The organism is Streptomyces sp. NPDC097640 (assembly GCF_040302705.1).
Taxonomy (GTDB): Bacteria; Actinomycetota; Actinomycetes; order Streptomycetales; family Streptomycetaceae; genus Streptomyces.
On record NZ_JBEOSB010000057.1, the window covers coordinates 1 to 18379 of the forward strand.

14 protein-coding genes and 3 pseudogenes are annotated in these 18379 nt (G+C 67.4%); 9 read left to right on the top strand and 8 right to left on the bottom strand.

From position 1 onward, the window contains the following. Both ABTY62_RS46760 and ABTY62_RS46765 read right to left on the bottom strand, forming a co-directional pair. A pseudogene (locus ABTY62_RS46760) lies at window positions 1-751 on the bottom strand (helix-turn-helix domain-containing protein); the annotation flags it as partial. Window positions 752-1229: 478 nt separating this feature from the next. Further along, entirely contained in the window at window positions 1230-1463 is a 234-nt protein-coding gene (locus ABTY62_RS46765) for a hypothetical protein (protein WP_352135522.1), read from the bottom strand. A gap of 92 nt (window positions 1464-1555) precedes the next feature. Here ABTY62_RS46765 and ABTY62_RS47675 point away from each other — a divergent pair, with 92 nt between their 5' ends. Further along, complete coding sequence (locus tag ABTY62_RS47675; protein ID WP_502997664.1) at window positions 1556-1951, top strand: hypothetical protein; 396 nt, start codon at window positions 1556-1558, stop codon at window positions 1949-1951. Continuing rightward, complete coding sequence (locus ABTY62_RS47680; protein WP_502997663.1) at window positions 1951-2271, top strand: integrase core domain-containing protein; 321 nt, start codon at window positions 1951-1953, stop codon at window positions 2269-2271. Before ABTY62_RS47675 ends, ABTY62_RS47680 begins: the two co-directional genes overlap by 1 nt. A 96-nt stretch (window positions 2272-2367) precedes the next feature. Here the strand turns inward: ABTY62_RS47680 and ABTY62_RS46775 are convergent, their stop codons facing one another. After that, a complete protein-coding gene (locus ABTY62_RS46775) occupies window positions 2368-3240 on the bottom strand; it encodes a helix-turn-helix transcriptional regulator (RefSeq protein ID WP_352135507.1) in 873 nt (290 codons plus the stop codon). 153 nt (window positions 3241-3393) lie between these two features. On the opposite strand from ABTY62_RS46775, the gene ABTY62_RS46780 reads away from it, so the two are divergent. From ABTY62_RS46780 to ABTY62_RS46800, 5 genes are all read left to right on the top strand, one after another. Then, window positions 3394-4791 (top strand): MFS transporter, encoded by a 1398-nt coding sequence (locus ABTY62_RS46780; protein ID WP_352135508.1) that lies wholly within the window; start codon window positions 3394-3396, stop codon window positions 4789-4791. Between the two features lie 54 nt (window positions 4792-4845). Next, window positions 4846-5607, top strand: a complete 762-nt coding sequence (locus tag ABTY62_RS46785; protein WP_352135509.1) for a glucose 1-dehydrogenase — start codon at window positions 4846-4848, stop codon at window positions 5605-5607. A gap of 51 nt (window positions 5608-5658) precedes the next feature. Continuing rightward, window positions 5659-5982: a carboxymuconolactone decarboxylase family protein gene (locus tag ABTY62_RS46790; RefSeq protein WP_352135510.1), complete on the top strand. Its 324-nt coding sequence runs from the start codon at window positions 5659-5661 to the stop codon at window positions 5980-5982. Between the two features lie 95 nt (window positions 5983-6077). Next, window positions 6078-6476: a (R)-mandelonitrile lyase gene (locus ABTY62_RS46795; protein ID WP_352135511.1), complete on the top strand. Its 399-nt coding sequence runs from the start codon at window positions 6078-6080 to the stop codon at window positions 6474-6476. 50 nt (window positions 6477-6526) lie between these two features. After that, on the top strand, window positions 6527-7543 hold the full coding sequence (locus ABTY62_RS46800) for a zinc-dependent alcohol dehydrogenase family protein (protein WP_352135512.1): 1017 nt from the start codon (window positions 6527-6529) through the stop codon (window positions 7541-7543). A gap of 358 nt (window positions 7544-7901) precedes the next feature. Here the strand turns inward: ABTY62_RS46800 and ABTY62_RS46805 are convergent. Beyond that, window positions 7902-8991: pseudogene (locus tag ABTY62_RS46805) on the bottom strand (integrase core domain-containing protein). A gap of 475 nt (window positions 8992-9466) precedes the next feature. Between ABTY62_RS46805 and ABTY62_RS46810 the strand changes: the two are divergent. Both ABTY62_RS46810 and ABTY62_RS46815 read left to right on the top strand, forming a co-directional pair. Then, window positions 9467-10054, top strand: a complete 588-nt coding sequence (locus ABTY62_RS46810; protein WP_352135513.1) for a GNAT family N-acetyltransferase — start codon at window positions 9467-9469, stop codon at window positions 10052-10054. A 292-nt stretch (window positions 10055-10346) separates the two neighbouring features. Then, entirely contained in the window at window positions 10347-10922 is a 576-nt protein-coding gene (locus ABTY62_RS46815; RefSeq protein WP_352135514.1) for a WD40 repeat domain-containing protein, read from the top strand. Between the two features lie 312 nt (window positions 10923-11234). Here the strand turns inward: ABTY62_RS46815 and ABTY62_RS46820 are convergent, their stop codons facing one another. The 4 genes and pseudogenes from ABTY62_RS46820 to ABTY62_RS46835 form a co-directional block, all read right to left on the bottom strand. Continuing rightward, entirely contained in the window at window positions 11235-15458 is a 4224-nt protein-coding gene (locus ABTY62_RS46820; RefSeq protein WP_352135515.1) for an nSTAND1 domain-containing NTPase, read from the bottom strand. 29 nt (window positions 15459-15487) lie between these two features. Further along, the gene (locus ABTY62_RS46825) at window positions 15488-15811 is read right to left on the bottom strand and encodes a CU044_2847 family protein (protein ID WP_352135516.1); all 324 of its coding nucleotides are present in this window, start codon (window positions 15809-15811) and stop codon (window positions 15488-15490) included. A gap of 512 nt (window positions 15812-16323) precedes the next feature. Beyond that, window positions 16324-17877 carry a Tn3 family transposase gene (locus ABTY62_RS46830; RefSeq protein WP_352135517.1) on the bottom strand — a complete coding sequence of 518 codons (1554 nt, stop codon included), beginning with the start codon at window positions 17875-17877 and terminating at the stop codon, window positions 16324-16326. 237 nt (window positions 17878-18114) lie between these two features. Next, a pseudogene (locus ABTY62_RS46835) lies at window positions 18115-18312 on the bottom strand (integrase); the annotation flags it as partial. Window positions 18313-18379 lie beyond the last annotated feature (67 nt).

Consider the following 18379-nt stretch of genomic DNA (forward strand, 5'->3'; position numbering starts at 1 on the left):
GCTGTACTTGCCATCGCGGTCGCGTAACAAGAGGTGCCGGGACTCGATGCGTATGCCCAGGCCGGCGGTGAGATTCCGCGCCTGCCGCGCCGCCCGGTCCCGTGTCGGGCGGGCGGTGACCCCGGTGATGTGCAGCCGCCGGGTGCCGTGCTCGAGGAACACCAGCGCATACAACCGCCTGCCGAGGGCGGTGTCGATGTGAAAGAAGTCTGCCGCGATGATGCCCTCAGCTTGCGCGGCCAGGAACTCGCGCCAGGTGGGACCTGAGCAACGTGGAGCAGGGTCGATACCGGCCGCATTGAGAATCTCCCACACCGTCGAGGCGGCGACTCGATACCCGAGTCGGGCCAGTTCCCCCTGGATCCGCCCGTGCCCCCACGTCGGATGCTCCCTCGCCAGCCGCGGGACGAGCTTCTTGATCGTTTGTGGGGGTGGGCGGACGGCCGGTACCCCGGCGCGCGGTGTAGTCCCACATTGCGGCGATGAATCTGCGGTGCCAGGCAAGCAGGGTGCCGGGGGTGACAGGGAAGATCTCGCGCCACTGGCGCCGGGGTATCAGCCCGGACAGGACTGCGAACCAGAACCGGTCGGCGGTCTCATAGCGGACCGGTTCGGCCAACTGGCCACGCGGGACAGCGTTCTCGTGCCGCAGCACCAGCAGTTCCGCCTCCTTGCCTGCCTGCCTGCGTAACAGCACCGCCTGAACGGAGAGCAGCCTCCGCGTCACCTGGTACACCAGTGAGACGATCATCCAGGCATGATCCCAGCGTGCCCACGAGGCCGCCAGACAGCCTATGAGCTGCAGCGACGCATTTATGAACGGCACACGCTCTTGGACGGTGTCTCGGAGCCAGATGACGATCGCTGCAACGTGTGCCGTTCAGAAATTCATCGCGGCTGGTCAGACCGTGTACCTGTACTCGTTAATCAGCCCGCCCAGGACGCGGGTGCGGAGGATGGGCCGCATGGTTCTCACATTGAGTCTCGGCACTGCCCGGTCGTCGTCGAGGGGAGGCCGCTGCTGTCGGGCTTGGTGCGGGCGATGGCCGTTGTAGTGGCAGTGCGGGTGCCGATAAATCATCCGCGCAGGTCGGGAGGTTGTTCACGGATCTTCGACTCTCCTTGAGATTCGCCGCAAGTGCCTTCACTCACAAAGGGCCAGGGCGGCATCATGATCTGTCGTGCTGGTGCGCCTGGCCTACCTCGCCACGACCAACGCCCTCTCGTTCCTACGCCTCCTGCCGATGAGCGACAAAGACAAGGACATCGAGATCCTCGTACTCCGGCACCAAGTGCTGGTCCTGCAACGTCAGGTCGGCAAGCCGACCTTCACCGATGCTGACCGTGCCATCCTCGCCGGCCTGCTCCACCACCTCCCCAAAGACAGACTGCGGCACCTTCTGCTGCTGGTCCGCCCCGACACGGTGTTGCACTGGCATCGCAACCTGCTCAACCGGCGCCATGCCACGACCTGCATGCCCAAGCGACGTGGACGCCCGCGTACCATCCGATCGATCCGCACCCTGATGCTGCGCCTGGCCAGGGAGAACGCCTCGTGGGGGTATCGCCGGATCCACGGCGAACTCGCGGCGTTGGGGATCAAGGTCGCCGCCTCCACCTCTGGGAGATTCTCCGCGAGCACGGCATCCCACCCACACCAGAACGGCAGAACACGACCTGGGCCAGCTTCCTCCGCAGTCAGGCCGAGGCGCTGCTGGCCTGCGATCTCTTCGAGGTCCGCACGTTGACCGGGGCGCGCCTGTATATCTTCGCCGTCATCGAGCACAGCACCAGGCGCATCCGGATTCTCGGCGCCACCGCGCACCCCACCGCGGAGTGGATCGTGCAGTTCGGACGCAACCTCCTCATGGACCTCGAGGACGCAGGCAGCAAGGCGAAGTTCCTCATCCGCGATCACGATTCCAAGTTCACGACCGCCTCGACGGCCTGATGACCGATGCCGGTCTCAAGGTCGTCACCACCGGCATTCGCATACCGCGGATGAACTCGCTCATGGAGCGCTGGATACAGACCTGCCGCAGGGAACTTCTGGACCGGACCTTGGTCTGGAACCAGAACCACCTTCTCCACGCCCTGCGCGAGTACGAATCCTTCTACAACAAACACCGTCCGCACAGGGCCCTGGAGCAAGCGGCACCGTGCCGCCCGCTACCCGCCCCCGCCACCCAACAAGCCCAGCTCGCCCACCTGAGAATCGAGCGACGAGACCGACTCGGCGGAACCCTCCACGAATACCAGCACGCGGCCTGAAGTGCACGGATGATTTATCGGCACCCGCACGGTCACGCCGGGGCCGGTCGCCTACACCGAGGTCCGCTGACATCGGTGAGGCATCGGTGGGCTTCCTCAGAACGGGCCGCTGTCGGCCGTCGGGTTGTGTCGCTGGAGTCTATGGAACGCGGGGGCGTGCGGTGAGGTGGAGGCGAGGGTGTAGGTGACGATGGTCAGGCCGGGGTCGGCTGGGATTTCGAGGGCGTCGTAGTCGAGGTCGAGGTCGCCGACGGTGGGGTGGTGGAAGTGCTGTTGGCCGCTGCGGTAGTAATCAACATCATGCGCGTCCCAGCGCGTCGCGAACTCGGTGCTGTGGGAAGCGAGTTCGTCGATGAGGTCGGCGAGGTCGGTGTTGCCGGGCGTGCGGGCGGCTTCGGTGCGCAGGCTGCCGACGGCGTCGTGGGCGATGCCTTCCCAGTCGCGGTAGAAGCGCCGGGCGCGGGGGTCGAGGAAGACGAAGCGGGCCAGGTTGGGCGGCTGCTCGGCGGTGTCGAGTGCCTCCTCGTACAGGGCGCGGGCGAGCTGGTTGGTGGCGAGGACGTCGAGGTGGGCGTTACGGACGAAGGCGACGGCGCCAGTCATGGCGTCGAGGACCTGCTGGACGCTGTCGCGTACGTGCGAGGCGCCGCCGTCGCGGCCGGTGGTGCGGTGGGGGGCGTTGGCGGCACGGACGAGGGCAGCCAGGTGGGCGCGTTCGACGTCGTCGAGCTGGAGGGCGGTGGCGAGGGCGTCGAGGATCTCCTCGGAGACCCCGCCGACATTGCCGCGCTCGATGCGGGTGTAGTACTCGACGCTGATCGCGGCGAGCTGGGCGACTTCTGACCGCCGCAGCCCGCTGACCTGGCGCCGTCCGCCGAAGTCGGGCAGCCCGGCCTGCTGCGGAGTGAGGCGGGCACGTCGGCTGGTGAGGAAATTGCGGATGTCGTCACGGACGGTGTCGGTCGGCACGGCTCAAGCGTAGGACCCCCGGCGCGGAGGGTCCCTGCCAGCACCCCTCCTGACAAGGACTCCCAGGTCAGACTCGGTTAGTGGTTCCGTGGATGCGTGACCGGGCCAGCGAGCCCAGTACCTGTTCCCGACACGGAAGGATCACCCACCGTCATGCCCCTTACCGCTTCGTCGCGCCGGTCGTCGAAGGCGGGCGCGCCCGGGACGGACCGGCACGCCACAGCGACGCTGGCAGCCGCGGTCCTCGGCTTCTTCGTGATCACCCTTGATGCGACGATCGTCAACGTCGCCCTGCCCTCGATCCGCGACGCTCTGGGCGGCGGGATCACGGGCCTGGAGTGGCTGGTCGACGCCTACACGCTGATGTTCGCCGCGCTGCTGTTGTCCGCCGGTGCCCTGTCGGACCGGATCGGTGCGCGCAAGGCGTTCGCCGGCGGCCTGAGCCTCTTCATCGTCGCCTCGGTGGCTTGCGGGCTGGCCCCGTCGCTGCCGGTGCTCATCGCCACGCGCGTGGTACAGGGCATCGGCGCGGCCGTGACCATGCCGACCTCGATGGCGCTGGTCCGCCAGGCGTTCCCCGACCCGGCCCGCCGGGCGCGCGCGGTGGGAGTGTGGGCGATGGGCGGCGCAATCGCCGCCGCCGCGGGCCCGGTGCTCGGCGGTCTGCTGAGCCTGGCCTCCTGGCGGATGATCTTCTGGATCAACCTGCCGGTCGGCATCCTCACCCTGGCGCTGCTGTCCCGCACGCCGCACTCGCCGACTCGTCCGGCACCGTTCGACTGGATTGGGCAGGTCACCGCCATCCTCGCGATGGGTGGCCTCACCTTCGGGGCGATCGAAGCCGGAGCGGCCGGGTTCATCGCGCCGCAGGTGCTGGTCTCACTCGGTGTCGCGGTCGTGGCGCTGGCCACGTTCGTGACCGCGCAGGCGAAGGTGGCCCACCCGATGGTGCCGCTCACCCTGTTCCGTTCCCCGACCGTGGTCGTCGCCACCGGCATCGGGTTCGCGTTCATGGTCGGCTTCTACGGGCTGCCGTTCCTGTTCTCCCTGTACTTCCAGCAGCAGCACGGCCTGTCCGCCCTGGGTGCCGGGATCGCGTTCCTGCCGATGATGCTGCTCGGCACCTGTCTCACCCCGTTCTCCGCCCGTATCGCCGAGCGCACCGGCCCGCGCGTGCCGGTCATCGCCGGCCTGGCCCTGATCGCGGCCGGATCGATCGCGCTGGCCGCGGTGCCGGCCACGGTGCCGGTGTGGGTGACCGCGCTGCTGCTGATCCCCATCGGCCTGTCCGGGCCGCTGGTGATGCCTCCGACCACGGCGTTGCTGCTGGAGCACGTTTCCGCGCACCAGACCGGCACCGCCAGCGGCGTGTTCAACACCAGTCGGCAGATCGGCGGAGCCCTCGCCGTAGCGGTCTTCGGCGCGCTGCTGTCCGCTTCGGGCGGCTTCGAACACGGTCTGCGTATCAGTCTCCTCCTGGCCGCCGCCGTAGCCCTGGTCGCCGCGCTGGCCGCTCCCCGCATGGGCACCGCCCGGCGCGGCGACGCCTGATCGCCTGAACCACACCGGTAGTGATACCTGCCGAAATGGAAGGGAGCCATCGCGATGAGCAAGTCGTTCGCGAACAAGGTGGCCCTGGTGACCGGCGCCGGCGCCGGAATGGGCCTGGCCACCGCCCACGCCTTCGCCGCCGAAGGCGCCGCCGTAGTGCTGGCCGACACCAACGAAGAGGCGATTCGCCAGGCCGCTGGCGACCTGACCGCCCAGCGCCACCGGGCCCTTCCGGTCGTCTGCGACGTCGCCGTGGAGAGCGAGGGCGCCGACCTCGTGAAGCAGACCGTCGACACCTTCGGCCATCTGGACGCCGCCTACAACAACGCCGGCGTCCAGACCCCCAACGTGGAGACCGCCGACGCCGACGGCGCCGAGTTCGACCGCGTGCAGGCCATCAACCTGCGTGGCGTGTGGAACTGCATGAAGTACGAGCTGCGGCAGATGCGCGAGCAAGGAAGCGGCGCGATCGTCAACTGCGCCTCCGTCGGCGGCCTGATCGGCATCGCCGGCCTGGCCTCCTACCACGCCTCCAAGCACGGGGTCTTCGGCCTGACCAAGAGCGCTGCCCTGGAGTACGCCGCCCGCGGCATCCGTATCAACGCCGTGTGCCCCGGCATCATCGACACGCCCATGGTCGAGCGGATGACCGCCACCGACCCCGATGCCATGGACGCACTGCTGGCCCAGCAGCCCATCGGCCGCCTTGGCCGCCCCGAAGAGGTCGCCGAGGCTGTGCTGTGGCTGGCCGGCGACAAGGCCCGCTTCGTCATCGGCCACGCCCTGGCCGTCGACGGCGGCTACACCGTCCAGTAACCCCTCTTACTCACCCCCGTCCCGGCGGGGCCCGACCGCAAGGGAGCAACCATGTCCGCCAACGACCAGCCCTCCGGCGCGGCCAAGATGTTCGGCGGCTTCGCCCCGCAGCTGGTGCGCTTGACCGACGACGTCCTGTTCGGCGAGGTGTGGGAGCGCCCCGACCTCGCTGCCCGCGACCGTTCGCTGATCACGGTGGCGAGCCTGGTCACCAGCGGCAGCGCCGGGCAGCTGCGCCACCACCTGGGGCGCGCCAAGGACAAAGGGGTGAGTGAGGCCGAGCTGATCGAGGCCATCACCCATCTCGCCTTCTACGCCGGCTGGCCGCGCGCCATGACCGCCATGGGCGTGGCCAAGGACCTTTTCCGCGGCTGACCCGCCCGCCCGGCCGGCCGGCCGGCACGTTCCGACGAACCGGCCGCGCGCCTGCGTGGCCCGTACAACCCCCGGTACAAGCAAGGAGTCACCTTATGGAGCTGCTGGAGCGGCCCGCCACCCGCAAGCTTCCGGAGAAGCTGTTCACCGGAGACGCCTGGGCCGACGTCATCTACCGCGGCGAGGAGCCGTCGAGGGCGCGGGCGAACGCGGTGCACTTCGCGCCCGGCGCCCGGACGGCCTGGCACTCCCACGGAGTGGGCCAGACCCTCTACATCGTCGAGGGCATCGCCCTGATCCAGTCCCGCGGCGGCCGGATCCTCGAAGCCCACCCGGGCCAGGTCATCTGGACCCAGCCGGGCGAGGAGCACTGGCACGGCGCCGCCCCCGGCCACTTCATGACCCACATCGCGCTGTGGGAAGGCGACGACGTCACCTGGCTCGACCACGTCACCGACGCCGAATACGCCGGCCCCCGCGGCCGCGGCCTCTGATCCATCCCTCTGAACACCGAACTCCGAACTCCAGCAAGGAGCACCACACCATGCGTGCAGCCGTTCTGTACGGACCGAAGGACGTCCGCGTCGAGGAACGCGACATCCCGAAGATCCTCAAGCCCACCGACGCCGTGATCCGCACCTTCGCCACCTGCGTGTGCGGCTCCGATCTGTGGGACTACCGCGGCATCAACCCCGCCAAGGACCCCGCCCCTGTCGGCCACGAGTACGTCGGCATCGTCGAGGAAGTCGGCGACCAGGTCACCACCGTGCGGCCGGGTCAGTTCGTCGTCGGCTCCTTCTTCGCGAGCGACGGCACCTGCCTCAACTGCCGCAACGGCTACCCGAGCAACTGCCTGAACCGCGAGTTCGTCGGCGGCTGCCAGGCCGAGTACGTCCGTATCCCCCACGCGGACGGGACCCTGGTCGCCACCCCCGACCTGCCCGCCGACGCGCAGGTGCCCGACCTTTTGGCCTGCTCCGACGTGATGGGCACCGGCTGGTGGGCCGCCGTCGCCGCCGGTGTGCGGCCCGGTGACACCGTCGCCGTCGTCGGCGACGGAGCCGTCGGCCTCTCGGCCGTCCTGGCCGCCCGTGAACTCGGTGCCGAACACATCATCGCCATGTCCCGCCACGAGTCCCGCCAGAAGCTGGCCACCGAGTTCGGCGCCACCGACATCGTCACCGAACGCGGCGACGAAGGCGTGGCCCGCATCAAGGACCTGACCGGCGGCATCGGCGCCGACCGCGTCCTGGAGTGCGTCGGCACCGAGCAGTCCACCCAGCAGGCCCTGAACTCCACCCGCCCCGGCGGCGGCGTCGGCATCACCGGCGTCCCCCACGGCGTCCAGATCGACGGCGCTGCGCTTTTCTACTCCCATGTCGCCGTGCAGGGCGGCCCCGCACCCGTGCGCCGCTTCCTGCCCGACCTCATCGACCGCGTCATGACCGGCCGCATCAACCCCGGCCGCGTCTTCGACTACACGCTGCCCCTGTCCGCGGCCCCCGAGGGCTACCAGGCCATGGACGAACGCCGTGCCATCAAGACGCTGCTGCGTCCCTGACACGGTCGTCCGTACTGGCGCTTGAACGCGGTGGGGCCGGACCCAGGCCCGGCTCCACCACGAAGCCACGAGAGAAGGTGTGAAAGAGGATGAAGACAAAGCGGGTTGCACCGCAAGCCGCCGCCCTGCTCGGGACGGCCTCACTGATGGTGACGTTGGCGTCCTGCGGCTCGGACGCCTCGTCCGGCGCAAGCTCCGCGCAGAGTCCTACCCTGTGCGACTCTGTCGCCCGATTCGGTCGACCTGGCCCAACCGGTAGGCCGCTGACGCTGAATGCTCAGGTCACGCTGATCGAATCGGGCCTCACCGCGAATCGGGCGACAGAGTCCTGTGCCGTTCAGAAACGCGTCACTGCTGGTCATGCCGCGTATCTGTACTCATTGATCAGACCACCAAGGACACGGGTCTGGAGTAGCCGCCGTGGGGTCTTCAAGTCGGTCCTCGGCGCAGTGTGGTGGTCGGCGAGTGGAGGTAGTTGCTCTCGGGCCTGATGCGGTCGATGCCCGTTGTAGTGTCCGGCGTAGGTGCTGAGAACGTGGAGAGCGTGGCGCTCGCTCCAGAGCAACAGGTGGTCGAGGGCCTCGCGCCGTAGCGTCCCGATAACCCTCTCGCAGTGTGCGTTCATCCGCGGGGACTGCGGGGCGGTCTTGAGGGTTCTGATGCCCTCAGCTCCGAAAACCGCGTCGAAGGAGTCGGTGTATTTGCCGTCCCGGTCGCGGATCACAAAGCGCAACGACTCCAGGCGCACGCCCGCCTCAAGCGCGAGGCTGCGGGCCTGTTGGGTCGTCCACTGTGCGCTCGGATGCACGGTCACCCCGGCGATGTGGAGGCGGCATGTGCCGTGCTCGAGGAAGATCAGTGCGTAGACTCGGCGAAGATCCACCAAGTCGATGTGCAGGAAGTCGCAGGCGATGATGGCCTCGGCCTGTGATGTCAGGAACTCACGCCATGTAGGCCCGCCGCGGCGGGGAGCCGGGTCCACCCCGGCTGACCGTCAAGATCTTCCATACCGTGGACGCGCCGATCCTGTGGCCCAGCCGACCGAGCTCCCCCTGGATCCTGCGGCAGCCCCAGCGCGGGTTCTCCCGCGCCAGCCGCAGCACCAACTCCTTCACAACTTCCGCTGTCGCCGACCGGCCCGGCTTGATCCGGCACGCACTGCAGTCCCACCTGCGTGCAACGAGACGCCGATGCCAGCCGAGCAAGGTCCCCGGTGTCACAGGGAACACCTGCGCCCAACGACGCCGAGGAATCAGCGAAGACAACGCCGCGAACCACAGCCGGTCCGCCCACTCATACCGCACCGGACTCGAAAGTTGCCTGCGCAGCACCGCGTTCTCATGCCGGAGCACGAGCAACTCAGCATCTGTGGCCATCCGCCGACGCAGCAGCACCGCTGGGACCGTCAGAAGCTTCCGTGTGACCTGACACACCAGTGAGACGATCACCTGCACATGGTCCCAACGAGCCCGCAGATCCCGCCAGACCGCCTACGACCTGCAACGACGCATTTCTGAACGGCACAGGACTCTGTCGCCCGATTCGCGGTGAGGCCCGATTCGATCAGCGTGACCTGAGCATTCAGCGTCAGCGGCCTACCGGTTGGGCCAGGTCGACCGAATCGGGCGACAGAGTCGCACAGGTAGTCGTGGGCGGCCGTCGAGAGGCGCATTTCGAAGAAGAGGCCGACGGCGCGGTCCCAGCATCAAGCGGATAGATCCGGTCTCTACGGCCACGAGGGCCCGTCACGCGGTCAAGGAATCATCCAGTGTCGGGCCAGGAGTGGAGCATCGCACTCCGCTTGCGAGTGGCAATGGTGCAGCGGCTGCCGCGTCTGCGCAACCCCGTGGCGGCCAACCACCGCACCGGGGACTCGCGCGACGGCTTCCTCCTCCTCTGGACAGGCTGGTTACGCTGCCCAGTATGAATGAATCCACCGCGCACCCGGTCCTTGCGAGACCGGTCACCGGGATCAATGGAACTGTCGCCACCCTGCGCGCCCTGAAGGGCGAAGACGCCTCCAGTTTCGGGGACTTCCTCGAAGCACTCTCGGCGGAGACCAGGGAGCGCTACAGCCCACACCCGCTCGACCGGACCGAAGCGGAGCGGATCTGCGCTGCCCTCGACGACCCGGCCGCCCTGCGTTTCGTGTTGGCAGATGCCTGTGACGATCGTGTGGTGGCGTATCTGCTGGCTCAGTTTGGGATCCCGGAGGACGAGAAGGCGCGCTACCGGAATCTCGGGTTGATCATCGAGGACGGCATAGATTGCCGCATCGCCCCCGTCGTCGCCGATCACCTGCAGGGCAACGGTCTCGGAACCGAGCTGCTGAAGGGAGCGCTTGACATCCTGCGTCAGCGCGGATGCCGGCACGTCATCCTCTTCGGCGGAACCCGGACCTCCAACGCCCGGGCGATCCGCGCCTACGAAAAGGCGGGATTCAAACCGGCCGGAGTTTTTCGCGAACGGGGGATCGAGAGCGTCGACATGTGGCTCTCCCTGAAAAGGTAGCGGATGGGCAGCATCGCAGAACACGACCCGGCCGGTCGGTTCCTCTGGCCGGCGGGCCGGAGCCCGATGTGGTTGATGTCGAGCCGACGGCTGGATGAGGGCCCACAGGATACGGTACGTGACCTGTTCCGCTGTGGGGGCGGGGCCATCAGGGGCAGGGAGCATTGCCTGATCGAGATCGGTCCGGGTTCATTGGATGAGGCCGAGGGCTCGTAGGGGCCGATGGTAGTCGCGGCCGGTGCGGCGGAGGGCAGCGGCGATGTTGGTCTGGCCGTCCTGGCGGAAGATGCTGATGGCGACGGTGATCCGCCTGTGGGACGTCCGCACCGGCGAGCCACTCCGCGAGGTGGCCGTGTCGACCGGATGGCAGTGGTCTGTGCTCTCCGTCGCGTTCAGCCCGGACGGCCGTACCCTGGCTGGCGCCGGCAACATCGGGGTTGGCCTGTGGAACGCGCACACAGGCGAGGCCCTAGCATCCTGGGGAGACACCGAAAGCGTGGAGTCGGTGACGTTCAGCCCCGACGGCCGGCACCTGGCCAGCGTCGATGACGAACACCTCATTCTCTGGGACGCCCATACCGGCGAACAGGTCTTTTCGCTGAGGGAGGGTTCCCCGACCGAACCCATGTGCGGGGTGGCGTTTAGCCCAGACGGGCAAACACTGGCTGTCGGCGGCGGGAACCAACTGCTGCTCCGGGACGCCCGCACCGGGAGGGTGCGCCAGGCCCTGGCCGGGCTCACCGGCCGACCCGAAGACAACTACAAGGAATCATTGACGTTCGTGGAGTCGGTGGCGTTCAGCCCCGACGGCCAGCTCCTGGCCAGCGCCAGCACCGACGCGATTTGCCTCTGGACCACCCATCCATGAACCCGCGCCCCCGAGGGCACGGATCGTCGAGTACTGCACCTGTGCACACGACTTCAGACACCCGTGCACGCGGCTTCGGAAATCGACAGCTACTGAGGGTCCGTCATGGGCCCAGATTTTCGCACAATGCAAGTCTCAGAAGGGGGTCCGTCCCGCTTTTGAGTGAGAACGGATTCTGCGAACGAATCCGGCTCCGACGGGGTCTGGCGGCCCGCGATTGATCTTGCTCGCGCAAAGGGACGTTTATGAGAGTGGCGCTGCGCTGAACTCGCGACCGGACCTGTTCGGCGAGTTCAGCTGGTTCTCACCACCTCAGCACGTCGTGCGGTACGGGATGTCAGGGATATGAGTTTTCCATTCCTGTTCGGTGAGAGGGCCTGACCTGGCGCAGAGATCTCGGATCAACCGCTCAGGGGAAATGGTGTCGGTGAAGAATCTGCCATGCTTATCCACACTGGTCAGCGTCGAGCCGTCGGGAGAGAACGCCAGGGCGATGATCCCGTTGAGGGGCCCCGCGGGCGGGACGCCCAGCTCGCTACCGGTGCGGCTGTCCCACATCTTGGTCTGGTAGCCGAGACCGGACTGGTGCACGGTGGCGAAGAGTCGGCCGCCGGGTGAGATGGCGGTTGCTCGTTCCGGCGCGGTCAAGGGAGGGCTCACGGGACCGGTGCGCAGGTCCTCCCCTGTGGGCCGGAGCGTCTGAGCGTCCCAGAGCCGGATGTAGGACCGAAATCCGCGCGGGTAGGAGTAGAGCATCGTCCCGTCGTCGCTGACGGAGTCCACTTCCAGGTTCGGGGCGCCCTTGGTGACGACCCTGCCGGAGGGGAACGCGACCCTGCCGAAGTTCGGGGCGGCGATCACGCTCTTGCCGTCCGGAAGGAAGAAGACGGCCCCTCCGTTGTCCGGGTAGCCGAGGTCGGCGCGGACCTGGCGGGTCCGGCGCATGGTGGTCAGATCCCAGAAGGTGAGCACGTTGGTGCCATCTCGTGTCACGGCTTGGACGGCGAGTGCCTTATCGTCCGGTGAGAACGCGAACGCTGTGGTTGTTCCGCTGTGCTGGTCCTTCCTGAGGATGGGCAGGCTGCCGAGCCTTGATCCCTTCTTCCCGCCCGTGTCCCAGATCTCGATCGTCGTACCGGCGAGCACGGCGAGCCGACGCCCATCGTGGCCGAGCTGGATCTCCTCCGCGGGGTATCCCATGTCCCGCGCCTGTGAGGTCACGGTGAAACGCTTGGTTCGTGACGTCAGGGACCAGATTTCGATGTCGTTGCCGAGGTTGAGCGCAAGGGTGCGCCGATCGGAACTCACCACCCCCTCTTGAGTGACCCCAACGTTCTCCTTGGGGGGTTTGGTGAAGGCTGTCACGTCGAGCGACCGGACGATGCCATCGGTTCCGGCGCATCGGAGTTGCGAGTCGTCGGCCGTGAAACGCAGGGCTGTCCCGGGGTAGCACTCGCTCTGGGTGGTCGAGTAGCGCATGACAGGTCCCGAACTCGTCACCGACACCTCCCAGATGCGGCCGTTCTGCGCGATGTACCTGCCGTCGTGACTGAAATAGAGGGGATAGGCTGTGGGGTCCTCAGCGCCCTTGAGTTCGATGTAGGTCCATTTCCCAGTGCGATCGAAGAAGCTGATTCTTCCGCCCTTGGCTGCCAGGGCAGCGAGTTTGCCGTCCGGGCTGAAGACCACAGGGCCGTGGATGTCGCTGGCCTTGAGTCCGAAGTATGGGACGGGGACGGGCAACTCCTTCTTGGTCCGCAAGTCGATCCAAGTGAAGGGCTTTCCCCCGCTACCGGGCATGGAAAGCACTCGTTCATCCGGAGAAAACGAAGAGTCCAAGAAGAGACCAATGGGTGCACGGGTGCTCAAAGTGAAGATCTTGCGGGCGGTGCGGCTGTCCCAGACAGCCAGTGTGGTCTTCAGGTCCGAGTCGGTCGTCTGGACCATCAGGTAGGTGCCCAGAGGGCTGACCGCCATCGCTGGCCAGTGTTCGCCGTACTGCTTGGCGGTGGGGTAGGCGTGCGCGTGGCGGAGGCGGGCGCTGGAGACGTCGAGCAGGCGGGTGTATCCGTCGTCGGTACTCACGGCGGCCGTCTTGCCGTCATCGGAAAGGTCCACCTGGTGGACGTTGGCCGGAGCGGTGTAGGCACTGATCTTCTTGCGGGTCTGGACGTTCCAGAACTCCACGCGGGTGCCTCCGGCAGCCGCGAAGGTCTGCCCGGTGCTGTCCAGATCGGACTCCGTCGCCACGAAGCCGGGCAGCGTGAGCGCATCGTCTTCCTGCTGGTTGTGCAGGGCGAGTAGGGCCGACCACGACTCGGGGGTGCTGGCAAGACTTGCCGAAGCCACCGCCAGCCGCCGGCCGAGCTGGGGATCGGTGCGGCGAACCGACTGGGCGACCCCGGCCACCTGGGCGGACGCCGCACGGTCACGCTGGCCGATGACGGTCTGCCGCTGGTCGATGACGGTCTGCCGCTGGCTGAACGCGACGCCGGTGGCGACCAGGGCGAGTAGCAGCATTCCGACGAGAGTGATGTTGATGCGTCGGGTGCGGCGCAGGGCCGACTGCTGATGCTGCCGGCTGGCTGCCAGGAGCGAGGTGATGTCGGTCGGGAGAGAGCGTTGATCGGCCCATTCCTCTCCTTCTGCGAGGAGGGAGCCGTCCAGTAGATCGCCGGGAAGGCTGCTGTGCTCGTGTCGGGCTTGCTGTTCGGTGGCGCGCTGGAGCCAGACCTGGAACTGGTGGTCCTTGGCGACCCAGTCACGCAGGTCGGCCCAGCCGCGGATGAGAGCGTCGTGGATGAGCTCCGCTGCCGGTTCACCGGAAGCCGCGCCGGGGTGTGTGGTGGTGCCGGTGATGATGATGCGGTAGCCAGTGAGTGTCTCCAGTACGTCGTCGAAGGCGATGTCGGCGTCTGGGCCGGTGAAGCTGTGGCCGGTCGTCAGGGCACGGAGCCGGGCGAGTGGGACGGGCCGACGGGTGGCGGGGACGCCGTTGGCTTCGTCGGCGGGCCGGACAAGTGCGGTGAGGATCTGTTGCGCGATGGGGCGCTGCTCGGCGGTCAGTTGGCCGAGGGCGCGGTTGCACCAAGCCGTCAGGCTGCCGGTGACCTTGCCGATCTTCTCGTAGGCCGCATGGGTGAGTTGGCCGTCCTCGCGGCGACGGCGTACCCATAACTGGCGCAGGGCCAGCTCCAGGGGCGGGAGCAGCGTGACCGGCGCCTGCCGGGCGAATGGGTCGACGGCCAGGACGTCGTCGACGATCCGGTCTGCCAGGCCGGCTTCGAGCGGCAAGCCCACGGCCGCGGCGGGTCGAGTAGTGATCGCCAGCAGCTCGGGGCGGCTCAGCGTCGCGGGGACGTTGCACAGTCCGGAGAGGACGGTGTTCATCAAGTCCGGGGCGAGGGCGTCGAGCGGGGCGTAGAAGTCGTTGCGCATGACCAGGAGCACGGTGACGGGGGCATGGGAAGCACCCAGCTCCACGAGTTGTTCCACGGCCTTGAGACGCCCGTCATCGGCACGCCGGTACGGGGTGGGAACCGGCTGGGTGAGCAGTTCCTCGAACTGGTCAATGACCAGGAGCAGACGGTCGTGGTCGGGCTCGGAAGCGAGGCGGGCCTCGGCTGCGGCCACCAGGCCGTCGCTGGCCGCACCGGGCAGGCCCTCGCCCCCGATCTCCGTGAGAAGGTCCTGGCCAGGTCGGGCACACATGGGCAGCCAACGGTCGCTGCCCGGTATCGCTCCCTTGGCCAGGGCGGGCAGGACACCCGCGTTGATCAGCGACGTCTTTCCCGCCCCGGAGGGGCCCAGCAGCATCAGCATCCGCCGGGCCCCACCCAGCGCCGCCAGCACCCGCTCCACGGCGGCCTCCCGGCCGTGGAACCAGTCGGCGTGCCGGGCCGTGAACGACTCCAGCCCCAGATAAGGGCACGCCTGGTGCTCGGCCAGCTGGGGCCGGATCTCCCGTAATACCTCGGCCGGGGTGGCGTAGGCGATGCCCAGCCCTTTCAGGTGAGCGTCGGGGGAGGCGATGGCGGTGACCATGCCGATCACCAGTCCGGTCATCTCGTCCACCACAGGCCCGCCGCTGAACCCGGTCGTCAGGTCGTTGGCCTTCGACAGCTGAAGCAGCCTTCCCGCGCCGTCGTCCCCGGGCAGCAGGTCGCCGGCCTCGCCGTACCCGAAATGACCGCCTCTCGGCGCCTGGGTAGGAAACCCGAACGAGTAGACTCGGTGCCCCCGGCACCCCGCGCTCGCACCCACAGCCATGCCCTGGGCCCCCGCCGGAACCGAGTCAAGGCGGAGAACGGCGACGTCCTCGGCTTCCGGCGCCCGCCACTGCTCAGCCACCACATCGGCCATCACCCGTGGTGCGTCTGGCAGATGCGGGAAGAGGACCTCCACCCGACCGCCCGGGAACTGCCCAGCGGCGTGCACGACATGCGCACAGGTGAAGCCGGTGTCCTCCCCAGCCAGGAAGCCTGCCCCAGCAACACCGCCGTCCGACGCGAGTACCTGGAAGACCGACTCGGGCACCGAAGGCTCACCCCTCGTCCCTGCATTCTTCACGAGGCGTCCTGCCCGGATCCACCGCTCTCCCACACCACACGGACCTTCAGATGGACGGCTGCCTCGCCGGCGGTGATGACCGCCCCGGCCTTCGCCGACAAATTCACCCCGAACTCCACCTCCACCTCCCGCGAACCCGCCTGTCGCAGCTGGTCCAGCACTGCCCGCGCCGTCTCCCGCACCGGAACCAGAGACTGCTGCAATGTCCGAGGCAGCTCACGTACCGCGTCTCCGACCCGGCCCGCCTTCACCGGCCCGTCGAACTCCGATGCACCTTCCACCTCTTCCAGCAGAATCGCCCCGCCGCCTTCCAGCGGCATCCGCGCAAGACTCGACATCGGCCCACCTCCATGGAGAGTCCTGAATCGATCTCAGCTGCTCAACCGGAAAACAGCCCCGTAGACCCCTGGTTTCATTGCCAACCCGAGGACCACCACATACGGACCGGACAGCTCCGCAGAACCGTCAACGGGCACAGGGCTGCACTCGCTGACGGCGGGGGCCTGATCACTTCGGCCTGCCGCACCGCGGTACCCCGCAGCTCATCCGGCGCGGTGAGCACCCCTCGCTCGGCCACCGACCCATCGGCCATCTCCAAGCTCCCCGTCGCGCACACGACTACGGCCAACTCAACTGTATTGCAGACGACTTCGAAATTCCCGGCCCCTTCCTCCCGTGGGGCGCCGCCGGGGCCGACCGTACGCTCCGGGCGCCGGGCGGGGAGTGTGACGGTCCCCGCCGGCGCCCGGGTCCTTGGTTCGTGCGAATCGGCCGAAACGTCGATGCGTTGACCTACGTGTTTGTCATCGGCCCCAGCCGTAGCCGCACCGGTTCACGCCACCAGCCGCAGCTGCCCGACCGCCTGCCCATCCGGGGGCTCCATGTCCAGGTGCCACGTACCAAAGCGCCGGATCTTGCTCGTGATGTACGGGGTGATGGTGGCCAGGTCGACCGGGTCGACCTCCCAGCCCTCGTCGATGAGGTCGTTGGCCACCTTCGTGATGTCTACGGCGGTATGAAAAATAAGGCAGTTCGCCAGCAGTTCGTTGAACTTGATGATTTTCTCCTGGTCCTCTGGGTCGTTGTCGGAGAGCAGGTCGGAGGCGAACATCAGCCAGTCGCTGAACTTGTGGAACGCTTCGGTCTTGTTCGTCATGGACTGGATCGAGTCGCGCAGTTCCGGCTCCGACAGATACCGAAGGAGCACAATCGTCCTCATCACGCGCCCCAGCTCGCGGTACGCCTGGTAGATACGGTTGCGCTTGGACTCGTTCCCCAGCCGCCGCAGCAGTGCGGCCGAGGAGAGCCGCCCCTCCCGGATCGAGAGCACCACCCGCATGAGGTCTTGCCAGTGGTTCTCGATCAACCGCCAGTTGATGACGTCCTTATCCGGATCGCCGAACAGCTGGTCAATGTGCCTGTACTTGACCGTCGCCGAGGGCCGGTAGAAGGTCAGGTCCTTCCAGTTCCTGATCCTGGGGAGCAATTCCACACCGAGCATGTGTGCGAGCCCGAAGACAGGCAGGTTCTGGCCCTGCGTATCTCCGTGGACGATGTCGACGGTCACCTCGGACTCGTTCTTCAGCAGGCCCTCGAACAGGTAGACGGCCTCCCACACGCCACAGGGGATGAAATGGCTGAAGAGCGCAACATAGGTATCTGAAATGTGCCTCATCGCGATGCCACCAAATCCCCCATACCGGATGTGAGACTCGGCCAGCAGGTTGTTCTCCCATGTGTCGTACTGGGAGCCGTCGATCCCGGCCTTGGACACATCGCCCCACACGTGCGCGAGGTCGAGCTGAATGAACACGTCGATGACGTCCGCCGACGCCCGGTTCAGCTTGTGCGAGGTGATGTGCTGGTTGCCCGCCAAGGAGAGCTCGTGGACGGAGACTTTCTGCCCCATGTGCCGGGCGACCTGCGCGGGCCCCGCATTCGTCCCGTACGTGAAGACCGTCAAGACGTAGCGGGCGAGTTTGTCGCGGATCTTCGGGTCCGATCCGGAGGCCGGGCCGAAGTGCCGCCACCACTGGATCCAGTACGCGGTCCGGGCGAGCACATCGAGCAGGCTCCACTCCGGCAGCCGCTTGAGGATCTCCGCCTCCAGATCCAGCGCGGACTGCCGACGGGCCTTGCCCCTGCGCGGAGAGAGCACGATCTTCCCGCTGGCCTGGTCGATCGTCAGGTCCGCGTTGGCCGGGTACCCCGCGTCCACCCTCGCCGCCACCGCGGTCAGCTGCTGCTTCAGCGCCGCGGTGAACGCGGACGCCTTGGCGGGCAATCCGGCCTGCTCGCAGTACTCGGCGACCAGCGGCTCGCACTCCTCCCACGACATCAGCTGGTTCTGGAGATTGGCGTACGACTCCGAGCCGATGACCGCCACGTCCCCGGTCCGCGGAGTACGAGGATCTCGACGTCCTTCTCTTTGTCGCTCATCGGCAGGAGGCGCAGGAACGCCAGGGCGTTGGTCGCGGTGAGGTAGGCCAGGCGCAGCAGCACGACAGCTCATGATGCCGTCGGGGCCGTGTACAAGTGAAGACGCCAGCGCAAGCGTCGATCACAGTCGAAGATCTCCGATCAAGCTCTCACCTGCGTGGATGATTTATCGGCACTCGCAGGATGGCAGGTGCCGCGCGAGAGCGGAGAGCACGGCACGATCAGCCCATGAGAGCTTTGGCCGCTTGATCTGCCGACGCAGCACGGCGACCTCATGACGAAGGGCAAGAATCTCGGCGTTGTTCGCGGCGGCCGACCGGCCCAGCAATAGAAGACAGCCCAGCAGTCGGCAGAAGATCAAGTAGAGCAGTCGCAGACCCACAAGCACTGATCATGCCCACGCTTGGGCGAGCACAAAGCCCCAGGTCAACCACCATACGGCAATAAAG

Excerpts from the sequence above, each read along its gene's own strand:
- ABTY62_RS46765 (WP_352135522.1), bottom strand. The coding sequence starts at position 1,463 with ATGGCGCCGGTTGAGCAGGTTGCGATGCCAGTGCAACACCGTGTCGGG.
- ABTY62_RS47680 (WP_502997663.1), top strand. The coding sequence starts at position 1,951 with ATGACCGATGCCGGTCTCAAGGTCGTCACCACCGGCATTCGCATACCG.
- ABTY62_RS46780 (WP_352135508.1), top strand. The coding sequence starts at position 3,394 with ATGCCCCTTACCGCTTCGTCGCGCCGGTCGTCGAAGGCGGGCGCGCCC.
- ABTY62_RS46785 (WP_352135509.1), top strand. The coding sequence starts at position 4,846 with ATGAGCAAGTCGTTCGCGAACAAGGTGGCCCTGGTGACCGGCGCCGGC.
- ABTY62_RS46790 (WP_352135510.1), top strand. The coding sequence starts at position 5,659 with ATGTCCGCCAACGACCAGCCCTCCGGCGCGGCCAAGATGTTCGGCGGC.
- ABTY62_RS46795 (WP_352135511.1), top strand. The coding sequence starts at position 6,078 with ATGGAGCTGCTGGAGCGGCCCGCCACCCGCAAGCTTCCGGAGAAGCTG.
- ABTY62_RS46800 (WP_352135512.1), top strand. The coding sequence starts at position 6,527 with ATGCGTGCAGCCGTTCTGTACGGACCGAAGGACGTCCGCGTCGAGGAA.
- ABTY62_RS46810 (WP_352135513.1), top strand. The coding sequence starts at position 9,467 with ATGAATGAATCCACCGCGCACCCGGTCCTTGCGAGACCGGTCACCGGG.
- ABTY62_RS46815 (WP_352135514.1), top strand. The coding sequence starts at position 10,347 with ATGGCGACGGTGATCCGCCTGTGGGACGTCCGCACCGGCGAGCCACTC.
- ABTY62_RS46825 (WP_352135516.1), bottom strand. The coding sequence starts at position 15,811 with ATGCCGCTGGAAGGCGGCGGGGCGATTCTGCTGGAAGAGGTGGAAGGT.